20 protein-coding genes are annotated in these 21,289 nt (G+C 69.4%); 9 read left to right on the plus strand and 11 right to left on the minus strand.

Going from position 1 to position 21,289, the window contains the following annotated elements:
* Nucleotides 1–78: 78 nt before the first annotated feature.
* Nucleotides 79–1,362: an alkaline phosphatase family protein gene (locus ACYVKL_RS25845; RefSeq protein ID WP_379171592.1), complete on the plus strand. Its 1,284-nt coding sequence runs from the start codon at nucleotides 79–81 to the stop codon at nucleotides 1,360–1,362.
* Here the strand turns inward: ACYVKL_RS25845 and ACYVKL_RS25850 are convergent, their stop codons facing one another.
* Both ACYVKL_RS25850 and ACYVKL_RS25855 read right to left on the minus strand, forming a co-directional pair.
* Entirely contained in the window at nucleotides 1,363–1,851 is a 489-nt protein-coding gene (locus tag ACYVKL_RS25850; RefSeq protein ID WP_213556908.1) for a carboxymuconolactone decarboxylase family protein, read from the minus strand. It lies immediately after the preceding gene.
* Between the two features lie 19 nt (nucleotides 1,852–1,870).
* Complete coding sequence (locus tag ACYVKL_RS25855; protein WP_379171594.1) at nucleotides 1,871–2,953, minus strand: NAD(P)H-dependent amine dehydrogenase family protein; 1,083 nt, start codon at nucleotides 2,951–2,953, stop codon at nucleotides 1,871–1,873.
* A gap of 57 nt (nucleotides 2,954–3,010) precedes the next feature.
* On the opposite strand from ACYVKL_RS25855, the gene ACYVKL_RS25860 reads away from it, so the two are divergent.
* Nucleotides 3,011–3,493, plus strand: a complete 483-nt coding sequence (locus ACYVKL_RS25860; protein ID WP_213556910.1) for a nuclear transport factor 2 family protein — start codon at nucleotides 3,011–3,013, stop codon at nucleotides 3,491–3,493.
* Between the two features lie 15 nt (nucleotides 3,494–3,508).
* Here ACYVKL_RS25860 and ACYVKL_RS25865 read toward each other — a convergent pair whose 3' ends face one another.
* The 4 genes from ACYVKL_RS25865 to ACYVKL_RS25880 form a co-directional block, all read right to left on the minus strand.
* A complete protein-coding gene (locus tag ACYVKL_RS25865) occupies nucleotides 3,509–4,183 on the minus strand; it encodes an NADPH-dependent F420 reductase (RefSeq protein WP_379171596.1) in 675 nt (224 codons plus the stop codon).
* A 74-nt stretch (nucleotides 4,184–4,257) separates the two neighbouring features.
* A complete protein-coding gene (locus tag ACYVKL_RS25870; RefSeq protein WP_379171598.1) occupies nucleotides 4,258–5,217 on the minus strand; it encodes an isopenicillin N synthase family dioxygenase in 960 nt (319 codons plus the stop codon).
* Complete coding sequence (locus ACYVKL_RS25875; RefSeq protein ID WP_379171600.1) at nucleotides 5,214–5,663, minus strand: nucleoside deaminase; 450 nt, start codon at nucleotides 5,661–5,663, stop codon at nucleotides 5,214–5,216. The genes ACYVKL_RS25870 and ACYVKL_RS25875 overlap by 4 nt, the downstream gene beginning before the upstream one ends.
* A 5-nt stretch (nucleotides 5,664–5,668) precedes the next feature.
* On the minus strand, nucleotides 5,669–7,057 hold the full coding sequence (locus ACYVKL_RS25880) for a purine-cytosine permease family protein (RefSeq protein WP_379171602.1): 1,389 nt from the start codon (nucleotides 7,055–7,057) through the stop codon (nucleotides 5,669–5,671).
* Between the two features lie 155 nt (nucleotides 7,058–7,212).
* On the opposite strand from ACYVKL_RS25880, the gene ACYVKL_RS25885 reads away from it, so the two are divergent.
* On the plus strand, nucleotides 7,213–8,055 hold the full coding sequence (locus ACYVKL_RS25885; protein WP_379171604.1) for an SCO6745 family protein: 843 nt from the start codon (nucleotides 7,213–7,215) through the stop codon (nucleotides 8,053–8,055).
* A gap of 1 nt (nucleotide 8,056) precedes the next feature.
* On the opposite strand, the gene ACYVKL_RS25890 is transcribed toward ACYVKL_RS25885, so the two are convergent.
* From ACYVKL_RS25890 to ACYVKL_RS25900, 3 genes are all read right to left on the minus strand, one after another.
* Nucleotides 8,057–8,629: a methyltransferase family protein gene (locus tag ACYVKL_RS25890; RefSeq protein WP_379171606.1), complete on the minus strand. Its 573-nt coding sequence runs from the start codon at nucleotides 8,627–8,629 to the stop codon at nucleotides 8,057–8,059.
* A 94-nt stretch (nucleotides 8,630–8,723) separates the two neighbouring features.
* Entirely contained in the window at nucleotides 8,724–10,238 is a 1,515-nt protein-coding gene (locus ACYVKL_RS25895) for an APC family permease (protein ID WP_379171608.1), read from the minus strand.
* A gap of 208 nt (nucleotides 10,239–10,446) precedes the next feature.
* Nucleotides 10,447–12,048 carry a PucR family transcriptional regulator gene (locus ACYVKL_RS25900; RefSeq protein ID WP_460773083.1) on the minus strand — a complete coding sequence of 534 codons (1,602 nt, stop codon included), beginning with the start codon at nucleotides 12,046–12,048 and terminating at the stop codon, nucleotides 10,447–10,449.
* A gap of 104 nt (nucleotides 12,049–12,152) precedes the next feature.
* On the opposite strand from ACYVKL_RS25900, the gene ACYVKL_RS25905 reads away from it, so the two are divergent.
* The 4 genes from ACYVKL_RS25905 to ACYVKL_RS25920 all read left to right on the plus strand — a co-directional run bounded on the left by ACYVKL_RS25905 (nucleotide 12,153) and on the right by ACYVKL_RS25920 (nucleotide 18,212).
* Nucleotides 12,153–13,643 carry a CoA-acylating methylmalonate-semialdehyde dehydrogenase gene (locus ACYVKL_RS25905; RefSeq protein WP_379171610.1) on the plus strand — a complete coding sequence of 497 codons (1,491 nt, stop codon included), beginning with the start codon at nucleotides 12,153–12,155 and terminating at the stop codon, nucleotides 13,641–13,643.
* Nucleotides 13,644–13,656: 13 nt separating this feature from the next.
* Nucleotides 13,657–15,021, plus strand: a complete 1,365-nt coding sequence (locus tag ACYVKL_RS25910) for an aspartate aminotransferase family protein (RefSeq protein WP_379171612.1) — start codon at nucleotides 13,657–13,659, stop codon at nucleotides 15,019–15,021.
* Nucleotides 15,022–15,067: 46 nt separating this feature from the next.
* On the plus strand, nucleotides 15,068–16,555 hold the full coding sequence (locus ACYVKL_RS25915) for a gamma-aminobutyraldehyde dehydrogenase (protein WP_379171614.1): 1,488 nt from the start codon (nucleotides 15,068–15,070) through the stop codon (nucleotides 16,553–16,555).
* A 241-nt stretch (nucleotides 16,556–16,796) separates the two neighbouring features.
* Entirely contained in the window at nucleotides 16,797–18,212 is a 1,416-nt protein-coding gene (locus ACYVKL_RS25920; protein ID WP_379171617.1) for an NAD(P)/FAD-dependent oxidoreductase, read from the plus strand.
* Here ACYVKL_RS25920 and ACYVKL_RS25925 read toward each other — a convergent pair.
* A complete protein-coding gene (locus ACYVKL_RS25925) occupies nucleotides 18,185–18,646 on the minus strand; it encodes a MarR family winged helix-turn-helix transcriptional regulator (protein WP_379171619.1) in 462 nt (153 codons plus the stop codon). The genes ACYVKL_RS25920 and ACYVKL_RS25925 overlap by 28 nt on opposite strands.
* A 70-nt stretch (nucleotides 18,647–18,716) precedes the next feature.
* Between ACYVKL_RS25925 and ACYVKL_RS25930 the strand changes: the two genes are divergently transcribed.
* Entirely contained in the window at nucleotides 18,717–19,553 is an 837-nt protein-coding gene (locus tag ACYVKL_RS25930; RefSeq protein ID WP_379171620.1) for an alpha/beta fold hydrolase, read from the plus strand.
* A 21-nt stretch (nucleotides 19,554–19,574) separates the two neighbouring features.
* Here ACYVKL_RS25930 and ACYVKL_RS25935 read toward each other — a convergent pair whose 3' ends face one another.
* Nucleotides 19,575–20,702 carry a metallophosphoesterase gene (locus ACYVKL_RS25935; protein WP_379171622.1) on the minus strand — a complete coding sequence of 376 codons (1,128 nt, stop codon included), beginning with the start codon at nucleotides 20,700–20,702 and terminating at the stop codon, nucleotides 19,575–19,577.
* Nucleotides 20,703–20,803: 101 nt separating this feature from the next.
* Between ACYVKL_RS25935 and ACYVKL_RS25940 the strand changes: the two genes are divergently transcribed.
* On the plus strand, nucleotides 20,804–21,280 hold the full coding sequence (locus ACYVKL_RS25940) for an Lrp/AsnC family transcriptional regulator (RefSeq protein ID WP_379171624.1): 477 nt from the start codon (nucleotides 20,804–20,806) through the stop codon (nucleotides 21,278–21,280).
* Nucleotides 21,281–21,289: the final 9 nt, after the last annotated feature.

A 21,289-nucleotide genomic window follows, 5' to 3' on the forward strand; every position in this document is an offset into this window, starting at 1 on the left:
ACTCGGACGCGGCACAATCCTTCGTCGAATTCCGCCGACTTGTTATTGGTCGGAAATCGCTGGCGCGATAGTTATTTCGTGAGAGCTTCCCACCGCCGCACCGCCAGCCGCCGGACCGTCCTCGCCGGGGTCGGGGCGCTCGCGCTCGGCACTGCCGTCGGGGCGACGGGCTGCCGTGAGACACCAGCCGCGCAGGCCGGTGGACTGCCGGTCCCCGCGGAGTGCGGGATCGACCACATCATCGTGTTGATGATGGAGAACCGTTCGTTCGACCACTACCTGGGCTGGTTGCCGGGTGCGAACGGCAAGCAGGGCGGTCTGACCTTTACCGATCGGAACGGGAAGGCGCGCAGCACCTTTCACCTGTCCACCACCCAGGGCTGCCAGTACAACGATCCCGACCACTCGTTCGAGGGCGGGCGCGTGGCGCTCAACAACGGCGCGTGCGACGGCTGGCTGCGGGCCGGGGACAATGACGAGTTCCCGATCGGCTATTACGAGCAGAACGATCTCGCGTTCTACGGCAACGCGGCGCCCGCCTGGACGGTGTGCGACAACTATTTCGCCGCGATCATGGCCGAGACCACGCCCAATCGTGTCTATCAGCATGCCGCGCAAACCGACCGGATCCACAATTCGATGACCGTGTCGACGCTGCCGACCATCTGGGATCGGCTGGCCGCGGCCGGAATCCCGGGTCGCTACTACTTCTCCGACGTTCCGTTCATCGGGCTGTGGGGCGCCAAGTACCTGTCCATCAGCCGCCGCTTCGGCAGCTTCCTGACCGACTGCGCGGCGGGCACGCTCCCGGCGGTGTCCTTCGTCGACCCCGGGTTCCTCGGCGAGGACTCCGGGACCTCGACCGACGACCATCCGCACGCCGACATCCGTGCGGGGCAGGCCTTTCTGAACCAGGTGTATCAGGCGGTCACCAAGGGCCCGGCGTGGTCGCGCACGCTGCTGATCATCAACTACGACGAGTGGGGCGGGTTCTTCGACCATGTGCCGCCCCAGGTCGCACCCGACGCCAATCCGGACTGGGGACTGCGCGGCTTCCGGGTACCGTGCCTGGTGATCTCGCCGCGGGCGCGCCGCGGGCATGTGGCACATCAGGTGTACGACCACACCTCGGTGCTGAAGGCCATCGAATGGCGGTGGGGTTTACCGTCTCTGACGCCCCGCGACGCCGCCGCCCGCAATATCGCCGAGGTGCTCGACTTCACCGGCGCACCGAATCTCGATGCGCCGCAATGGAATGTCCCGCCGATCAAACCGGGGTCGTGCTCCCCAGCCGCCGTGGCCGATTTCGAACAGTGGAACATCCTGCGCAAACTGGCCGCTTCGGCGGGGTGGAGCCTGTGACTACTGGGCGGAGTGACCCGGCAGTACGCAGACCGCGTCGAGGCCCAGCACGTGGTTGAGGCGGCCGAAGGCCAGCCACGAACCCAGGCACATGGACAGTTCGACGATCTCGGCGTCGGTGTACTGCTTCTTCATGCGCTCGAAGAACTCGTCGTCGAGGGCGTGGTGGTCGAGGGTGTACACCTCGGCGTATTCGGCGGCCAGCCGGACCCGGTCGTCGAAGTTCTCGGTGGTGCGCCAGTTGGTGACGTCGTCGGCGAAGGACTCCTCGACCTTCTCGCCATTGCGATCGGTGCGCCAGTCCAGGCAGAACAGGCAGCCGTTGATCTGGGCGATCCGCAGTCGCGCGGCCTCGAATTCGCGCAGGCCCAGGGTGCTGTGCGAGTACACGGCGAGGGAGAAGTTGGAGGCGGCGACACCGATACCGGGCACCATTTCGCCCCACACGTAGCCGATGGGGTCCTTGCCCTCGGGGATGTCGATGATCATGCGGTGCTCCTTTGAAGTGTCACTGGCTTCCGAAGGGCTGCGCGCCCAGGGTGCCGAACGGCAGGGGAACGTCGAGCGCGTCGTACAAACCGGGTTCCGCGGTCGCCAGCCAGGGCAGGGCGTTCACCAATCTGCCGACGGCCGTGGCGTTTCCGCCCGCGGAGTGATTGCCGTCCTCGTCGGTGGCCTGCACGGTGATCTCGATGCGGGGGCGGCCCTCGATGATGACGCGGTGCGCGCCCGCGCCGCTGTGCGGCTGCGGCCAGTCGGGCGCGCAGCTCGCGTGAATGCGGGTGACGTGTTCGATGACGATGCGCGGGCTGCCGTCGACGATGCCCTGCACCTCGAAGCGCACCGCGCCCTGGGTGCCGGCGTCGAACTTGCCCATCAGCTCGGTCTCGACGGTCTCCTCGAGCGCGCGGCGTTCCACCACCTCGCGAATGTCGGTGAGCGCCACGCCGAGTCCGCGCGCGATGAGCCGGATCTGGCCGCCCCACACCATGGTCGGGATGGTGGGCGCGAGCATGGGTGGCTGGTAGTCCATGGGCTGGCCCATGCCGACCAGGTAGCGCACCGAGTCGGGCTGGTCGTAGGTGGTGTAGTCGAAGATCTCCTGGCAGCGCAGCACGTCCACGGTGCTGCCGAGGCCGCTCATCAGCAGCGGCAGGACGTCGTTGCCCCAGCCGGGGTCGATGCCGGAGACGAACAGGGTGCCGCCGCCCTCGGTGGTGGCGGCGGTGACGCGGTCGCGCAGTTCGGCGGGGGCGCTGCGGTGGTCGTAGAGCGCGTACAGCGCTGGGGTGACCACGACGGCTCCGGTGCGCAGGGCGCGCTCGATGTCGGCGAGCGCGTCGTCGGGGCGGATGTCGCCGGAGGCGGCGTAGACGACGGCGCGGGGTCCGGCGGCGAGCGCGGCCTCGATGTCGTCGGTGGCCGCGATGCCCAGTTCGGTGTCCAGCCCGGCGAGTGCGCCCGCGTCGCGGCCCACCTTGGCCGGGTTGTGGACCAGGACGCCGGTCAGCTCCAGTTCGGGGTGCGCCGCGACGGCCCGGATGGCCGCACGACCGACATTGCCCGTGCCCCAGACCAGGGTGGAAATCATGTCCCGAAACGTAGCAAACGCTTGCTAGGTCGGTGTCCGATTCGGCTACATTGCGGTATGGATTTCGCAGCACTCGAATCGATTCGCGCACTCAAGTACCGCTACCTGCGCACCCTGGACCTGAAGCAGTGGGACGACTTCGCGGACACGCTGTGCCACGACATCGTCGGCTCCTACGGCTCCCCCTCGGGCGGACTGCCCGCGCAGTTCACCAGCCGCGACCAGATCGTGGACTACATGCGAGGGGCACTGGGCGGCAACATCATCACCGTGCACGTCGCCAACCACCCCGAGATCACCGTCGACGGCGACACCGCCTCGGGCAGCTGGTGCCTCGAGGACACGGTGATCGCCGCCGACTACGGGCTGCTCATTCGCGGCGCGGCCTACTACCACGACACCTACCGCCGCGAGGACGGCGTGTGGCGCATCGCCACCACCGGCTACCAGCGCATCTACGAGTCCAAGATGCTCACCGGCGAGCTGCCCGGCTACGCGCTGACCGCCAACCGCTGGGCGCCGGCCGAAGAGAACCGCTGACGCCCTGACGACGCCTCAGCGCTCGGCGGCGTCGACCGCCTTGCGCACGGTGTCGGCATCGGCCTGCGCCGCCCCATGCTCCCAGAACGGTTCACCGGCCGCATACGGCGTGCCGTAGACCGGAGTTCCCGGCTGGGTGCGCCAGCTCTCGGCGAGCGCGCCGATGTCGAGGGTGTCGTAGCCGAGCGCGCCGATCAGTTCCGCCACAGTGGTTTTCGCCTCACCGTCGTCCCCGGCAATCGGGAGGACGGTGCGCTCGTCACCGGCGGGACGAGCCAGGACCGCGAGGTGCTTGAAGTAGATGTTGTTGAACGCCTTCACGACTCGTGCACGCGGCAGATGCCGCTGCAGCAGTTCCGAACTGGTCGCAACCCCCGCGTCCAGGTCGGCGATCTCGCCGTCGCGCTCGGGGTAGTAGTTGTTGGTGTCGATGACCACCTTGCCGACCAGCTGCTCGGCCGGAACCTGCCGGTAGGCCTTCAGCGGGACCGTCACGACCACGACGTCCCCCGCGGCGGCCGCCTCGGCCGGGGTGGCGGCGCGGGCGCGCTCCCCCAGTTCCGCGACCAGTTCGGCCAGCGTCTCCGGCCCTCGCGAATTGCTCAGCACCACATCGATCCCCGCGGCCACGGCCAGCCGGGCCAGGGTGCCGCCGATATTGCCGCTACCGATCAATCCAAGCGTCGTCATGACCGCACCCAACGCGGGCCCGGCCGGGGTTGTTCCCACAGCCTCGACGCCCGCGGGAACCCGCCGGTCGGTCGTCAGCCCAAAGTGATGGCGTCCAGTCTGGTGCGCAGGAACTCGGCGGAGATCACCGGTTCCAGGCCTGCGACCCGGCCGATCGGCGGGTCCAGGGGTATCACCCGGGCGTCGTGGTCGAGTTCGTAGAAGTAGATCAACGACACCAGATCCTCGTCGGGCGCGGCGGTCTGCGGCGGCAGCACCCGGTGCCGGCCCGCGGGCCAGCGGTGGCCGCTCCAATACGACAGCAGGTCACCGATGTTCACGGTGACGGCCGCCGGGTCGTAGGGCGCGTCGGCCCAGCCGCCGTCGTCGGTGTAGACCTGCAACCCGCCCGCCCCGGGCTGGCGGTCCAGGACCGTGACGGTGCCGAAGTCGGTGTGCGGGCCGATGCGGAACTGCCCGGGTTCGGGCGGGCCGATCTCGGTCAGCGGCGGGTAGCGGTTGATGTTGCAGGTCCAGGTGGGGCGGCTCGCGAGATGCTCGAAAGGGTTGCGCGGCAGCTCGAGCGCCGCTGCGAACAGGGCGAGCAGCTCGTCGGACAGGACGCGGACGGCGTCGGTGTAGGCCACGAACAGCTCGCGCAGTTCGCCCACCTCGTCGGGCCAGACATTGTCGAGGAACCAGACCCGATCCACGAGCGGGTCGCCGGTGCGGGTGTCGGCGCCGACGGCGAAGGTCTCCTTCAGATCCGGCGGCGTCACGGTGCCCTCCGCATAGCCGTTGGCCTCCATCCCGGGACCGATCCAGCCGCGGCCGCCGACCGACACCGCGTAGCGCTGCTTCACCTCCGGGGGTAGCGCGAAGAAGCTGCGGGCCGCGGCCCGCAGCCGATCCGGAAGTCCGTGCGGCACGCCGTGTCCGCGCACCAGCAGGAACCCGGCGCGCTGCAGGCCCGCATCCACGTCGCGCAGCACGCCCGCCGCGGATTCGCCGCCCTCGCGCCAGCGGTCGAGGTCGATCGTCGCGATGGGGGTCATTCCGCCACTCCTATGTCCTCGTTCCAGAGTTCGGGCCGTTCGGCGATGAAGCGGGTCATCATGTCGACGCAGGCCGGATCGTCGAGCACGGTGACCGAAACCCCGTGTTCGGCAAGCCAATCGTGCCCGCCGGTGAAGGTGCGCGACTCCCCCACGATGACCGCGCCGATGCCGAACTGGCGCACCAGGCCGCTGCAGTACCAGCACGGGGACAGCGTGGTGACCATGATGGTGTCGCGGTAGTCGCGGCGGCGGCCCGCGGCGCGGAAGGCGTCGGTCTCGGCGTGCACGCTGGGGTCGTCGTGCTGCACGCGGCGGTTGTGGCCGCGCCCGAGCAGGTTTCCGGCGCTGTCGAACAGGGCCGCCCCGATCGGAATCCCGCCCTCCCGCAGGCCGAGTTGCGCCTCGTCGTAGGCGGTGGCCAGCAGTTGCTCAGCATTGATCATGCCGATCATGCTGCCACCGCCGCGCGCGAGATCCGGGAGCGCGCGAAGAGGGCGTAGGCCGCGCCGGAGAGCAGGAAGCCGATGAAGAAGGTGATGTCACCCAGCTGCGGGAAGGCCTTCGCGACGGCGCCGACGAACTTCTGCTGATTGGAGAACAGCAGCACGGACGCGATCAGTCCGATCAGGAAGGCAGCCACCCCACCCCAATTCGAGTAGCCGCGGTCGTAGAGCAGGTGATCGATGCGCCGCCCGCGGCGCAGATACTCGTCGACGAACACCACCCCGAGCCACGGTCCGATCCAATAGGCCACGATCAGCAGGAAGCCCTCGTAGTCGGCGGCCGCGTCCGGCAGCGCCCACCAGGCGACCAGGAAGCCGACCACCCCGAAGACCACCGACACCAGCGCGCGTTGCATACGCACCGAGAACCTGAAGCCCATGGTGACGAAAGCCATTGCCCCCGAATAGATATTGAGCGCGTTGGCGGCCACCGCGCCGACCGCGATGGCCAGCAGCGTCAGGTCCGCCAGCGGGGTGGGCAGCTCGGCGGTGAAGACGTCGGTGGGACTGCCCTGCGCGGTGGTCGTCACCGTCGCGGAAGCCGCGCCCAACAGCTCCAGCCAGCAGCAGGACAGGAACAGGCCCAGCGCCGCGTACCCGCCGACCGCGGCCCGCGCCGCCGTGGCGGGCAGGTAGCGGGAGTAGTCCGCCGCGTAGGGATTCCAGCCCGCCGCGTAGCCGAACGCGGTGCCCACGGTGAGCAGGAATCCACCCGCGCCGCCCAGGCCCCCGGCCGGTGCGGGCGCGCCGAGGTGAGCCTTACTCAGGATCACCACGGTGACGATGAGGAACACGATGGCCAGTACCGGGAAGGCGAAGCGTTCCACGGCCTGCACCAGGTTGTGCCCGACGACCGCGAAGACGGTCTGCGCCACCACGATCACCAGCAGTGCGGCCGGTTTCGGTAGTCCGGTCAGGGTGTTGAGCGCGAACGCGCCGCTGACGGAGTTGGTGGCGAACCACCCGACGCCGCACATCACCGACATGAAGGTCGCCGGCAGGATATTGCCGCGATGGCCGAAAGCCAAGCGGCCCAGCACCATTTGCGGCACCCCGTGCAGCGGGCCGCGAGCCGACAGCAGATAGTGGGCCGCCGCGCCCAGGGCGGTGCCCAGGGCCAGGCCCAGGCCCGCCTGCCAGAAGTTCATGCCGTACGCCGTGACGGCGAGAACGCCCACGAAGACGGTGGCGAACTCCATATTCGGAGACATCCACGTCCACAACAGTTCTCGCGGCGTACCGTGCCGGGCGTCCTCGGGGATGCGCTCGTCACCACCGGGTTCCACGGCGATCACGCGATCGCCGTAGGCCGGCCGGGCCTCGGTGTCCGTCATTGCTCTCACCTGCCACTCGTTCGGTCGATCGAGATCGGTATACCGACCTGCCAGAATTGTGCGGCCCGGATTGTTGCCCCGAGATGAATCGACGTTACCGACGCGAACCAATATCCTGACTTCAGTTCGCTGAACTCAGCCGCTAGGGTGAGGTCATGGACAACGCCTTCGCCCGCGACCTGTGGCGGGTGCTCGAACCGCTGCACGCCATCACCTATTTCGCCGCCGACTGCCGGGCCGCCAACAAGGCCGTCGGCCTGCGCGGCTATTGGATGGGTTACTTCGCGGCCCGCTCCGCCCCGTTCGGCGCGGTCGGTCCGTCGGTGGTGGAGGCGACCTTCTACGGCTTCCATCCGGCCATGGTCCGGCGGGCCATCCCCGACGCCTGGACCTACGCCACCCCCGAGGCGGTCATCGCGACCCGCACCATCGCGGCCGCGGCCGTGCTGCGGACCGTCGTGCCCGATATCGCGACCGTGGCCGCCCGCACCGTCCCGCACTTACAGCGGGCCATCGAGGCCGCCCCCGCCGCGGGCCGCGCGCTCTTCGCCGCCAACCGCGACCTGCCCACCCCCGGTGACGCGGTGCACGCGCTCTGGCAGGCGGTCACCGCCCTGCGCGAACACCGCGGCGACGGCCATGTGGCGTGCCTGCTGAGCGAGGGCATCGACGGCTGCGAGGCGCACGTGCTGTTCTCGGCCGCCAACGGCGTTCCCATCCAGATCTGGCGCGAGAACCGCGGCTGGACCGAAAACGATTGGCAGGCAGCGCACGAACGGCTCACCGCCCGCGGCCTGCTCGGCGCCGACGGCATCACCGCGGCCGGCCGCGCCCTGCGCGACCACATCGAGGCCCGCACCGACGCCCTCGCCATGACCGCCTACCGCGACGTCCCGGGCATGGTGGAAACCCTCGCGGTCCTCACCCCCGCCGCCCGCGCCGTGGTCCGCAGCGGCGAGGTCCCCTACCCGAACCCGATGGGCGCCGATCCGGCCTGACTCACCAGACGCCGGGGACCAGCTTCCTGGTGGTCAGCCGGTAGTTCTCGTAAGGGGCGCCGAGGGTTTCGACCAGCGTGCGCTCCTCCAGCCGGATGCGGCGCAGGAACGCGTAGACGGGGACCACGCTGGTCAGCAGCAGGCCGAGGTAGTTGCCCGACGCCAGCCCGAAGCCGACGGTGATGAGCAGAACGCCGGTGTAGGACGGGTGCCGCACCCACCGGTACGGCCCGTGACTGATCACCGGCTGATCGACGTCCACCTCGACCGTGGTCCGGAAGTGCTTGCCCAGCACCGTGATCGCCCATCCGCGCACCGCCAGGCCGAGCCACATCAGTGCGATGCCCACCACCTGCCAGGCCACCGCGGGTCCGGGGAACCGCAGCGGACTGTCCAGCGGCAGCAGGATCCCGGTGAAGCTGGCGACGGTCATGGCGGCCGCCACCAGCAGCATGATCGCCAGCCGGGTGCCGCCGTCGCCCGCGGTGGATCCGGTGCCGCGGACGCGATCCCGCAGCCGCAGGCCGATTTCGAGGGCCAGCCAGATCCAGGTGGTGTACACGGCGATGGTCATGTCCCGAGCCTGCCATCCGCGGGTGCGGGGGCGCATCCGGGACACCCCCGACACCCTCCCCGAGAATCCCGGTGCCGGGCAGCGGTTTCCGCCCTCAGCGCTCGTGGGACTCCTCGAGCACGGTCCGGCCCAGCAGTGCGTAGCGGTCGGGGTCGGTGCGTTTCAGGTAGAGGGCGAAGCCGATGCCGGCGAGGGCCACGGCGGCCACCAGGTACGGCGTCGCCTTCAGGATCATCGATCCGGCCTCGCTTCCGGCGGCGGTGTCCATATTGAGGACCAGCAGCAGGACCACGCCGATCATGGCCGCGCCGCCGGCGAGCGGGGCGACCAGAGTCCGGAACCAGTGCCGGGTTTCGGGGTGGTTGGCACGGAAGTAGGCGATCACCGAGAACGAGCACACCGCTTGCACGATCAGGATCGCCATGGTGCCCAGGACCGCCATCAGGGTGTAGAGACCGGCGTAGGGATCCTTGCCGGCCAGGCCGAAGGCCAGCACTACCAGGGCCGAGAAGACGGTCTGCGCCAGACCCGCGAGGTAGGGGGATCCGTTCTGCGGGTGCGTCTTTCCGATGGTGCGCTGCAGCGCGGGCACCACGTCCTCGCGGCCGAGCGCGTAGAGATAGCGGGAGGCGCAGTTGTGGAAGGCCATCCCGCAGGCCAGTGATCCGGTGACCATGAGCCACTGCATGGTGTCCACGGCCCAGTGCCCGACATAGCGTTCGGTGGGCGCGAAGAACAGGTTCATCGGGTTGTCGGAGCCCGCCAGCTCCATGGCCTTGTCCTGGCCGTTGCCGGAGATGGTCATCCAGGAGATGAACAGGTAGAACGCGCCGACACCGAGGACGGCGATCATGGTGGCGCGCGGGATGATTCGCTTGGGATCCTTGGATTCCTCACCGTAGATCGCGGTGGATTCGAAGCCCACCCAGGACCAGAAGGCGAAGAACAGGCCCAGTCCCGCGGACGCGCCGTGGAAGGCGTTGACCGGGTTGATCGGAGCCAGCGACAGGCCGTCGGGCCCGCCGCCGTGCAGCAGCACCGACACGCCCATCACGGTCAGCACCGTGACCTCGGTGGCCAGCAGGACGACGAGCAGCCGTTCGGCCACCGCGACACCGAACCAGGTGCCCAGTCCGTTGATCACCAGCATGAGGATCGCGAACACCCACCACGGAATGTTCACGCCCACCTGGTCGGCGACGGTGTTGTGCGCGAAGCTGGAGAAGATGCCGATCAGCGACGGCTCGAAGACCATGTAGGCGAAGGTGGCCAGCAGTCCCGCCGACAGGCCCGCGGTGCGGCCCAGGCCGTAGGAGATGAAGCCGTAGAACGCGCCGGTCGTGGTGATGTGCTTGGCCATCGTGGTGTAGCCGACACTGAACACGGCCAGCACCACCATGGCGATCAGAAACGCCGCGGGCGTGCCGATTCCACTGCCCGCCGACATCATGAAGGGCACGTTGCCGGTCATGGCGGTGATCGGCGCGGCCGTGGCGACGGCCATGAACACCACCCCGACCAGACCCACCACATTGGGTTTCAGCCGGGCGACCGCCGGTTCGGATGTGCCTGATCCCCCCGAAAGGACGGTTGGTGAACTCGGTTCCATGGTGCAACTCCTCATTCTCGGTCAACTGACCTGCGAGGAATTGTGCGGATGGGAATGTTGCCCGGATATGAAACGGAGTTACCGGAAGAAACCGGAGGTATGACGCGGGTCACTTTCCTTACGGTCGAACGGAAATTGCGCCGAGCGCTTTACGGATCGTATGGCACGCAAGTCGTTCGAACGGCCGCCACCACGGATCCGGTGCGCCTCAGCGAGTTTCGGTGGTGACCACCAGATCCCGGATGAGCAGGGCGGCGTGCAGCGAGGTGCGGGTCTCGCCGTCGTCGAGGTCGACGTCGAGGATGCGTTCGATGCGGGCCAGGCGGTCGTAGAGGGTGGGGCGGCTGATGGTGAGGCGGCGGGCCAGTTCGGTCTTGTTGCCGGCCAGGTCCAGGAATTGGCGCAGGGTGCGGGTGAGGTCGGTGGCATTGCGGATGTCGTGCCGCAGCAGGGCGCTGAGCTCGGTCTCGGCGAAGCGCTGCACACCGGGCTCGTCGCGGATCAGCGACAGCAGGCCGCGCAGGCGGACATCGCCGCTGCGGTAGAAGGGGCGCGGCGTCGAAGAATCCAGCGACAGTGCGACTTCGGCGACGTGCGCGGCCTGGGCGAGTTCGCGGGCGGTGTCCAGCAGCGAATCCGATTCCCCGCCCACGCCGATGACCGCGCGCTGCACGCCCGGCACCCGGCGGATCTCGGCCAGCATGGCCGCGCAGACCGCGCCGAGCACGGTGTCGAGGTCCCCGCCGCGCGCCACCGCCAGCACCATGGTGACCCGATTGCCGTGGTCGGGCGCGGCCAGCGCGGTCGCCTTGGTCAACGCCACCCCGTGCAGGGCCGCGTCCAGCAAGGCCGCCGTACGCCTTTGCTGCGCCACCGGATCCGCTTCCACCGCCGCCGCCACGTCCACCGCCACCGGGACGTAGCGGGCGCGGCGGGCCAGCCCGAGCGCGGCCGCCAGCGCCACGGCGTCGCGTTCGTCGGAGAGCCGGCCGTTGACCATGTCGTCGATGAGCCCGGTCTGCGCCTGCCGGTGCAGCCCGAACCGGTCCCGCTCGATCATCCGGTGCAGCGTGAGGGTCTGGGCGGCGCGTTCGAGCACCATGCGGGCGCGCGCGGTGGGCACCCGGCTCGACCGCAGGATCAGCCGCCCCCAGCGCTGCGTGTGCGGACCCACCGGAACGACGGTCGGATCGCGGTCGGACAGCAGGCGGGAGGTGGCCTCCCAGTGCTCGAGCACCGCCGACGTGCCGGTGTGGCGGGCGGTCAGGGCGAGCACCCGATGCGCGAGATCCTCGAGCACCACCGAGGCGTCCAGCATCCCGGCGGCGGTCTTGACGATCTCGGCCAGCGACGCCCGCCGCACACTGAGCGCGGTGAAGGTCTCGTGCACGGTCCGCGCGAATTCCAGCTCCTCGTACTGGTCGGCCACGATCACCCGGTGCACCGCCTCGGTGACCTCCACGAACCGCACCACCCGGTGCAGCGCCACCACCGGCAACCCGAGCCGGTCCGCGGTCTCGGCCACGATCGACGGCAGTTCCCGCACGTAGGTGCCCAGTTCGACGACCAGTCCGGAAACCCCGGCCGCCGCGAGGGATTCCAGATAGGCGACGGTGGCCGCGTCGCTACCGGCCAGCGCGTGCCCGGTGGTGAGAATCAGTTCGCGCCCGACCAGCAAGGTGGCCACGTCGGCCAGCTCGCTCACATGGACCCAGCGCACCGGCCGGTCCAGCGCGCCGCCGCCGACGACCTCGGGCTGACCGGCGCGCACCACCGGCATGGCCAGGATGTCAGCAACGCGCAGGAGCACCGACGAAGCGTAATACGAACTCGCGAATCGCGTACAAAATGTCGGGAGCCAACCGGCGGGTAATGGCGCAGAGTAGGGACGGACAACCACGGAATCGAGGAGACATGCAGACCATCGCACACTGGCTCGACGGTAAGACCTTCACCGGTTCCAGCACCGCGACCGCGCCGGTGACCAATCCCGCGACCGGGGTGGTGACCGGGCAGGTCGCGCTCGCCTCGGCGGCCGATGCGCGCACGGTGATCGAGTCCGCCGCGGCCGCCTTCCCGGGCTGGCGCGACGCCTCCCTGGCCCGGCGCACCCAGGTGCTGTTCCGGTTCCGGGAGCTGCTCAACGAGCGCAAGGAGGAGCTGGCCGCGCTCATCACCGCCGAGCACGGCAAGGTGCTCGCCGACGCCCTGGGTGAGGTGACCCGCGGGCTGGAGGTCGTCGAATTCGCCTGCGGCATACCGCATCTACTCAAGGGCGGCTACACCGAGAACGCGTCGACCAAGGTCGACATCTTCTCGGTGCGCCAGCCGCTGGGGCCGGTGGCGATCATCTCGCCGTTCAACTTCCCGGCCATGGTGCCCATGTGGTTCTTCCCCGTCGCCATCGCCGCCGGGAACACGGTGGTGCTCAAGCCGAGCGAGAAGGACCCCTCCGCGTCGCTGTGGCTGGCCGAGCTGTGGCAGGAGGCCGGGCTGCCCGACGGAGTGTTCAACGTGGTCCAGGGCGACAAGGTCGCGGTGGACGAGCTGCTGGAAAACCCTGCGATCAAGGCGGTTTCGTTCGTCGGTTCGACCCCGATCGCCCGGTACGTCTACGAGCACGGCACCGCCGCGGGCAAGCGGGTGCAGGCGCTGGGCGGGGCCAAGAACCACATGGTGGTGCTGCCCGACGCCGATCTGGACCTGGCCGCCGACGCGGCGGTGAACGCCGGCTTCGGGTCGGCCGGGGAACGCTGTATGGCCATCAGCGCGCTGGTGGCGGTCGGACCCATCGCCGATGACCTGGTCGCCCGGATCACCGAGCGCGCCGGCACGATTCGCACCGGCGACGGCACCCGCGGCACCGATATGGGTCCGCTGGTGACCCAGGCGCACCGCGACAAGGTGGCGGCCTACATCGACGCGGGCGAATCCGCCGGAGCCAGTGTGGCGCTCGACGGCCGGACCGTCACCGCCGACGGCGACGCCGCCGGATTCTGGCTCGGCCCCACCGTGCTCGACCATGTCACCCCCGACATGACCGTCTACACCGACGAGATCTTCGGCCCGGTGCTCTCGGTGCTGCGCGTCGACAGCTACGACGAGGCGCTGGCCCTGATCAACGCCAGCCCCTACGGTAACGGCACCGCCCTGTTCACCAATGACGGCGGCGCGGCCCGGCGCTTCCACAACGAGGTCGAGGTCGGCATGGTCGGCATCAACGTCCCCATCCCGGTCCCCATGGCCTATTACAGTTTCGGCGGCTGGAAGAACTCCCTGTTCGGCGATTCCCACGCGCACGGCACCGACGGCGTGCACTTCTTCACCCGCACCAAGGCCGTCACCACCCGCTGGCTCGATCCCAGCCACGGCGGCTTGAACCTCGGCTTCCCGCAGAACCACTGAACGGACACATGCGATGACCCTGCCCAATGGTTTGACCCCGGAAGCGGCGCGGGACACCGCCGCCCGCGCCTACGAACTCGACCGCAAGCACGTCTTCCACTCCTGGTCGGCACAGAAGTCGCTGCACCCGATGGTGATCACCGCCGCCCAGGGCTGCTACGTGTGGGACGGCGACGGCAACCGGCTGCTGGACTTCTCCTCGCAGATGGTGAACACCAATATCGGACACCAGCATCCGAAGGTGGTGGCCGCCATCCAGGAGCAGGCGGCCACGCTGTGCACCGTCGGCCCGGCGTATGTGAACGACGCCCGCTCGGAGGCCGCGCGGCTGATCGCCGAACGCACGCCCGGTGACCTGGACCGGATCTTCTTCACCAATGGCGGCGCGGACGCGGTCGAGCACGCGGTGCGCATGGCGCGGCTGCACACCGGGCGCTACAAGGTGCTCGCGACCTACCGGTCCTATCACGGCGGCACCGAGACCGCCGTCAATCTGACCGGCGACCCGCGACGCTGGCCCAACGACCACGGCAATGCCGGGGTCGTGCACTTCTTCGGACCGTTCCTGTACCGCACGCAGTTCCACGCCACCACCGAGGCCGAGGAGACCGAGCGGGCGCTGCAGCACCTCGAGCAGACCATCGCGCTGGAGGGGCCGAGCACCATCGCGGCCGTCATCCTGGAATCGGTGCCGGGCACCGCCGGAATCATGGTGCCGCCGCCGGGCTACCTGGCCGGGGTGCGCGCACTGTGCGACAAGTACGGGATCGTGTTCATCGCCGACGAGGTGATGGCGGGATTCGGGCGCACCGGAAAGTGGTTCGCCATCGATCATTTCGACGTGGTTCCGGATCTGCTGACCTTCGCCAAGGGCGTCAACTCCGGCTATGTGCCGCTCGGTGGCGTCGCCATCGCACCGCACATCGCCGCCACCTTCGACGACCGCGCCTATCCGGGCGGGCTCACCTATTCCGGGCACCCCCTGGCGACCGCGGCGGCGGTGGCGACCATCAACGCAATGACCGACGAGCGCATCGTCGAGAACGCCGCCGACATGGGCGAACGGGTGATCGGGCCCGGCCTGCGCGAACTGGCCGACCGGCACCCCAGTGTCGGCGAGGTCCGCGGTCTCGGCGTGTTCTGGGCGGTCGAGCTGGTGCGCGACCGCGCCACCCGGGAACCGCTGGCCCCCTATGGTGGCACCAGCCCGGCCATGACCGAGACCGTCGCCGCCGCCAAGGCCGCGGGGCTGCTGCTGTTCGTGAACTACAACCGCGTGCACGTGGTCCCGCCCTGCACCATCGGCGAGGGCGAGTTCAAGGAGGGCCTCGCGATTCTCGACCAGGCGCTGACCGTGGCCGACGGCCATACTGTGTGATCCGAGACCGCGGATTCTGATCCAGACTCGACCTTTCAGGAGCGCAGTGACTCAGCAGGACCTGCAATTCATCGGCGGCGCACGGCGATCCGGATCGGGTGCGCCGCTGTCGATCATCGCCCCCGCGACCGGCGCCGTGATCGCCACCGGTGCGGGAGCGGACGCCACCGACGTCGAAGCCGCCGTGGCCGCAGCCCGGGACGCCTTCCCGGGCTGGGCCGGACTCACCCCCGGCGCACGCTCGGACCTCATGCACGAGTGGGCACGGGTGCTGCGCGCCCGCGCCGCGGAGTTCGCGGCGATCGAAAGCGTCAACGCGGGCAAGCCGATTCGCCTCGCCACCGGCTTCGACGTGCCCGGCACCATCGACAATGTCGCCTTCTTCGCCGGGGCCGCCCGGCAGCTGGAAGGCAAGGCGGCGGCCGAGTACTCCGCCGACCACACCTCCGCGATCCGCCGCGAACCGCTCGGGGTGATCGGATCGATCGCGCCGTGGAACTATCCGATGCAGATGGCGGGCTGGAAGATCCTGCCCGCCGTCGCCGCCGGAAACACGGTGGTGCTCAAGCCTTCCGAGCTGACGCCGCTGTCGTCGCTGCTGTTCGCGGAGGCGGCCGTCGAGGCGGGACTGCCGCAGGGGGTGATCAATGTGCTCACCGGCACCGGCGTCGAGGCCGGGCAGCCGCTGGTGGCGCACCCCGCGGTCGCCATGGTGTCGTTCACCGGCTCCACCGCCGTCGGCCGGCAGGTGGCCGCCACCGCCGCCGGCGCGGTGAAGCGGGTCCACCTCGAACTCGGCGGCAAAGCCCCGTTCGTGGTGTTCGACGACGCCGACCTGGAGGCCGCCGCGCGCGGCGCGGTCGCGGGCGCGCTGATCAACGCGGGCCAGGACTGCACCGCCGCCACCCGCGCCTACGTGCAGCGCCCGCTGTTCGAGGAATTCGTCGGCCGCGTGGCCGATCTCATGGACCGGGTGACCCTCGGGCCCGTGGAGGATGCGGAAACCGATATGGGGCCGCTGATTTCCCGCGATCACCGCGACAAAGTCAGCGCCATGGTCGAGCAAGCCCGGGGCGCCGGGGCGAAAATCGTTCGCGGCGGCCGAATTCCGGACCACACCCCCGCGGCGGGCTCCTACTACGAGCCGACGCTCATCACCGGCGCCGCCCAGGACTCGGCGATCGTGCAGCGGGAGATCTTCGGCCCGGTACTGGTGGCGCTGCCCTTCGACACCGACGACGAGGGCATCGCGCTGGCCAATGACACCGCCTACGGGCTGGCCGCCTCGGCCTGGTCACGCAGTGTTTTCCGGACCCAGCGGGCCGCACGCGAGATCCGGGCCGGCTGCGTGTGGATCAACGACCACATTCCGATCGTCAGCGAAATGCCGCACGGCGGGTACCAGGCGTCCGGATTCGGAAAAGACATGTCCGCCTACTCATTCGAGGAATACACGAATATCAAACACGTCATGAGCGATATCACCGCCGTGGCGCACAAACCGTGGCATGACGTGGTCTTCCGCGCCGAATAGGTTTTCTGGGCTATCCTCAGAGCATCAGGAGGAGGCGGAAATGGACCGGCATCCGACGCAGGTTTTACGGTCCACCGTGCGCATGCCCCGCCGCTCCGAGGATCGCGCCGCCACCAGCTGACTTTCCCGAGAGCCGCCGACTGGTCCCGTCCGGGACCCTCGGCGGCTTTTTCGTACCCCGAGCTCGGTGACCCGCGGCAATTCGCCATTTCCGGCATGAGGGAGAGGGAGTTGATCGGCCATGTTGGCCAAAGGAAGCAAACTGTGGGCGTCGGCCCTGCGTGACGCAGCACCGACGCCGTACTGGACCGACCGGCCCGAACGGCCGGCCCCCACCGACCCGCTCACCACCGCCACCGAGGCCGACCTGGCCGTCATCGGCGGCGGATACAGCGGACTGTGGACCGCGCTGCTGGCCAAACAACGCAATCCCGCCACCGAGGTGGCGCTCGTGGAATCCGGCCTCTGCGGGCACGCGGCCTCGGGCCGCAACGGCGGCTTCTGCTCGGCCAGCCTCACCCACGGCCTGGCCAACGGGCTGGAACGCTTCCCCGACGAGATCGCCCAACTGGAACGCCTCGGCCGCGACAACCTCGACGACATCGAGAAGGCGGTCCTGCACTACGGCATCGACTGCGACTTCCAGCGCACCGGCGAAATGGAGGTCGCCACCGCGCCCCACGAAGTGGAATGGCTACGCGAGAGCCACGAGGCCGCCGCGGCCCTGGGCTACCGCACCGAACTGCTCGACACCGACCAAGTACGCGGCATCGTGCACTCCCCCACCTACCTGGGCGGCTGGTGGGATCGCGACGGCGTCGCCATGCTGGACCCGGCCCGGCTGGCCTGGGGATTGCGGCGCGCCTGCCTGGAATCGGGGGTGCGCATCTTCGAAGGCACTCCCGTGCAACGCCTTTCGAAATCGCACAACGGCACGCTGACCCTGCACACCCCGCACGGTGAGGTCCGCGCGCCCCGGGTCGCCTTGTGCACCAGCGCTTTCGCGGGACCACTACCCAAGGTGTCGCGGCATGTGGTGCCGGTCTACGACTACGCGCTGATGACCGAACCGCTCACCGACCAGCAGCTCGACAGCATCGGCTGGGGCAGCCGGATGGGTCTCGGCGATGCCTCCTACCGCTTCCACTACTACCGGCTGACCAGCGACAACCGCATCCTGTTCGGCGGCTACGACGCCATCTACCACTACGGCAATCGCATCGCGCCCGCCCTGGAATACCACGAGGCCACCTTCGAGACCCTGGCCCGGCACTTCTTCGAGACCTTCCCGCAGCTCGACGGCCTGCGCTTCACCCATCGCTGGGGCGGCGTCATCGACACCTGCGGCCGGTTCTGCGCCTTCTTCGGCTCGGCCTACAAGGGACGACTGGCCTACGCGGCCGGATACACCGGACTCGGCGTCGGCGCGACCCGGTTCGGGGCGGAGGTCATGCTCGACCGGCTGTGGGGCCTGGACACCGAACGCACCCGGCTGCGCATGGTCCGCTCCCGGCCGCTGCCGTTGCCGCCGGAACCGTTGCGCTCCGCGGGAATTCACCTCACCCGCTGGTCGCTGGCGCGCGCCGATGCACGTCAGGGGCGACGCAACCTGTGGTTGAAGACCTTGGACTACACGGGCTTGGGCTTCGACAGCTGATCGGCCGGGCTGTCGGGGCGGATGTGCAGGCGACGCGACAGCAGATCGAGGGCCGCGATCACCTCGTCGATGCCGTCGTCGCCGCCGCCGAGGGCCGTCGCGACCGCGTCGTCGATGGTGGTCGCCCGGACCTCGGCCACCCGCCCGGAGATGTCGCGGGCCGCTTCGAGCAGGGAGCGGCGGCGGTCGTGCGGATCGGTCTCGGCCACCACCGAACCGGTCTCCCGCAGCCGGGCCACCGCGCCCGAGACCGCGCTCTGCGGCAGGCCGGTGCGGGCGGCGACCTCGCTGATAGTGGTGCCCGAGTGCGCGAGGACGTCACTGAGGACGACCAGTACCGCCCGGTTGCCGCCGTGCGCCCCGGTGTCGGGCAGGGCTTGTTCGCCGATCTTCATCAGGGCGCGGCCCAGCAGGAACAGTTCGACTCCGTTCATACCGCGACAATACATCAAGCCTGATACATCACTCTTGATACATCAGAAATGATGGATTACAGTGGCTGTCATGACCACGATCGAAACCGCCACCCTCCCCGTCGCCGGCGCCGAGCTGTACTACGAGATCCGCGGCACTGGACCGATGCTGCTCATCTCCCAGAGCGGCGAGGGGGACGCGCGACGCAGCGAAGCCCTGGTGCGCAACCTCGAGAACGAATTCACCGTCGTCACCTACGACCGACGGGGCCTGTCGCGCAGCCGGATTCACGACGAGAACGCCCGGCCCAGCGTCGCCGCCCACGCCGACGACGTGCACCGGCTACTGGCCGCGGTGACCGATCAGCCCGTGCTCATGCTGGGCTGCAGCCTGGGGGCCTCGCTCGGATTGCACCTGGCCGCAACACATCCCGAGCAGGTGCACACCCTGATCGCGCACGAGCCCGTCTCACCCTGGCTGCTCGCGGCCACCCAGCGCGCACACCACCAGCGCGAACTCGAGGAATGCCAGGAGGTGTGCCGGGCGCAGGGGTGGCGGGCCGCGCTGGCCCCGATGGCCCGCACGCTCGGCATCAACCCCGCCGACCAGGAGATCGAGGAAGGCGTGCAGCTGCCGCCGATCACACCCGAAAGGGCCGGCAATTTCACCTATTTCATCGAGCAGGACTTCACGGCCATCCGCGAGGATCGGCTCGACGTCGCCCGGCTCGCGCGGACCACCACCCGCATCCTGCCCGCCATCGGACAGCGGACGCCCGCGCAGGTCTTCGACCGGCTGTGCGCCTTCGAACTGTCGCAGCTGACGGGCGTCGAGGTCACCGAATTCCCCGGCGGCCACAACGGCAACCTGACCCACCCGGCCGCCTACGCCGCGACCATTCGCGAGCTGGCGGCTGGGAATCGGTAGGGCCGGGCGGCCCGGGATCGGTCAGCGGGGCGAGCGCAGGACCAGCAGGGTGATCTCGCTGGGGGCGAACAGGCGCAGCTGCGGACCCCAGAACCCGGTGCCGCGACTGGTGTAGAGCTGGGTGTGATCGCCGTGCCGGCTCAGGCCCGCGACCACCGGCTGCTCCAGCCGGACCAGGTAGTGGAACGGCCAGATCTGGCCGCCGTGGGTGTGACCCGAGATCTGCAGCGCCACACCGGAAGCCACCGCGTCGGCGACCTGCCTGGGCTGATGCGCCAGCAGCACGACCGGCAGCGCCGGGTCCGCGCCGGTGAGGGCCGCGGTCAGGTCGGGACCGTGGCCGGGCAGGCCGGTGCCGGTGGGGTCGTCGATGCCGGCCAGCACCAGGCTGTCGCCGTTACGGGTGATGACCTCGTGCTCGTTGCGCATCGGCCGCCAGCCCAGACCGGCCATGTGCTCGATCCAGCCCGGGGCGTCACCAAAGTATTCGTGATTGCCGGTGATGTAGAACCGGCCGAACTCGGCCTCGACCTTGCCCAGCGGATCCACCTGCGCCGCACGCTTGGCCACCGAACCGTCCGCGAGATCACCCGCGTGGCAGGCGATATCGGGGCGCAGCGCGTTGACCTCGGCGACCACCTTCTCCGACCAGCGCAACCGGTCGGTGACGGCGAAGTGGGTGTCGGTGACCACGGCCATGCGCAGGCCGTCCAATCCGGCTCCGAGCCCGGGGATTTCGACCTCGACCGTCCGCACCCGCGGCACCCGGCGGGCGCTGTAGATCGCGTACGCGGTCAGGACTACGGCGACGGCGAGCACCGCGGCGGCCACCAGCCGCGACCGGCCCGGATCGTCGACCCCGGCGACCGCAAGGACGCCGCGGGCCACCGCGCCGATCGCCGACCAGGTGAACACCACCCACATCACCCCGAGCAGCGTGTCACCCACCAGGGCGGCCGCATCCGATTGCCGGGGGCCGTGACCGAGCAGCATGCCCGCGGGCAGCGCCAGGTAGCCGAGCGCGAACACCGCGGTGCCAAGCCAGAAGGCGGGACCGGACAGGGTGGTGTAGACCAGCAGCCACCACGGGAGCAGGAACAGCAGCGCGGGCACGCAGAGGAACAGAACCGCGCGGGGAACGTACTTCACGGGAGATCATCCTTGTCGGACCGAATGCCGCCGGACCAGGCGTGCTCTCCAACGTACCGCGTATCTGGATTTCACCGCCCCTCGGGAAAGGATGATCACACGTGACGGACCAGACCACCGGACGCGGCGCCCCGCACCTGGACGACATCTCCAAACGGATCATCACCGAACTCCAGGAGGACGGCCGCCGCGCCTACGCGACCATCGGCAAGGTGGTCGGCCTGTCCGAGGCGGCCGTGCGCCAGCGCGTCCAGAAGCTCGCCGACGCCGGCGTCATCCAGATCGTCGCCGTCACCGATCCGCTGCAGGTCGGACTGTTCCGGCAGGCCATGCTCGCCATCACCGTCGACGGCTCGGTCCAGCCGGTCGCCGACGCGCTGGCCCTCATCGACGAGATCAACTACGTGGTGATCTGCGCCGGCCGCTACGACATCCTCTGCGAAGCGGTCTGCCCCGACGACGAAGCCCTGCTCGATCTGGTGTCGAACCGCATTCGCGCGCTGGCGGGCGTGCGGCACGCGGAGATCATGGTCTACCTGAAACTCCGCAAGCAGACCTACAAGTGGGGCACGCGCTGAGGCTGTCGC

Source organism: Nocardia tengchongensis (assembly GCF_054781395.1).

Excerpts from the sequence above, each read along its gene's own strand:
- ACYVKL_RS25850 (WP_213556908.1), bottom strand. The coding sequence starts at position 1,851 with ATGATCATCGACATCCCCGAGGGCAAGGACCCCATCGGCTACGTGTGG.
- ACYVKL_RS25855 (WP_379171594.1), bottom strand. The coding sequence starts at position 2,953 with ATGATTTCCACCCTGGTCTGGGGCACGGGCAATGTCGGTCGTGCGGCC.
- ACYVKL_RS25860 (WP_213556910.1), top strand. The coding sequence starts at position 3,011 with ATGGATTTCGCAGCACTCGAATCGATTCGCGCACTCAAGTACCGCTAC.
- ACYVKL_RS25865 (WP_379171596.1), bottom strand. The coding sequence starts at position 4,183 with ATGACGACGCTTGGATTGATCGGTAGCGGCAATATCGGCGGCACCCTG.
- ACYVKL_RS25870 (WP_379171598.1), bottom strand. The coding sequence starts at position 5,217 with ATGACCCCCATCGCGACGATCGACCTCGACCGCTGGCGCGAGGGCGGC.
- ACYVKL_RS25875 (WP_379171600.1), bottom strand. The coding sequence starts at position 5,663 with ATGATCAATGCTGAGCAACTGCTGGCCACCGCCTACGACGAGGCGCAA.
- ACYVKL_RS25880 (WP_379171602.1), bottom strand. The coding sequence starts at position 7,057 with ATGACGGACACCGAGGCCCGGCCGGCCTACGGCGATCGCGTGATCGCC.
- ACYVKL_RS25885 (WP_379171604.1), top strand. The coding sequence starts at position 7,213 with ATGGACAACGCCTTCGCCCGCGACCTGTGGCGGGTGCTCGAACCGCTG.
- ACYVKL_RS25890 (WP_379171606.1), bottom strand. The coding sequence starts at position 8,629 with ATGACCATCGCCGTGTACACCACCTGGATCTGGCTGGCCCTCGAAATC.
- ACYVKL_RS25895 (WP_379171608.1), bottom strand. The coding sequence starts at position 10,238 with ATGGAACCGAGTTCACCAACCGTCCTTTCGGGGGGATCAGGCACATCC.
- ACYVKL_RS25905 (WP_379171610.1), top strand. The coding sequence starts at position 12,153 with ATGCAGACCATCGCACACTGGCTCGACGGTAAGACCTTCACCGGTTCC.
- ACYVKL_RS25910 (WP_379171612.1), top strand. The coding sequence starts at position 13,657 with ATGACCCTGCCCAATGGTTTGACCCCGGAAGCGGCGCGGGACACCGCC.
- ACYVKL_RS25920 (WP_379171617.1), top strand. The coding sequence starts at position 16,797 with ATGTTGGCCAAAGGAAGCAAACTGTGGGCGTCGGCCCTGCGTGACGCA.
- ACYVKL_RS25925 (WP_379171619.1), bottom strand. The coding sequence starts at position 18,646 with ATGAACGGAGTCGAACTGTTCCTGCTGGGCCGCGCCCTGATGAAGATC.
- ACYVKL_RS25930 (WP_379171620.1), top strand. The coding sequence starts at position 18,717 with ATGACCACGATCGAAACCGCCACCCTCCCCGTCGCCGGCGCCGAGCTG.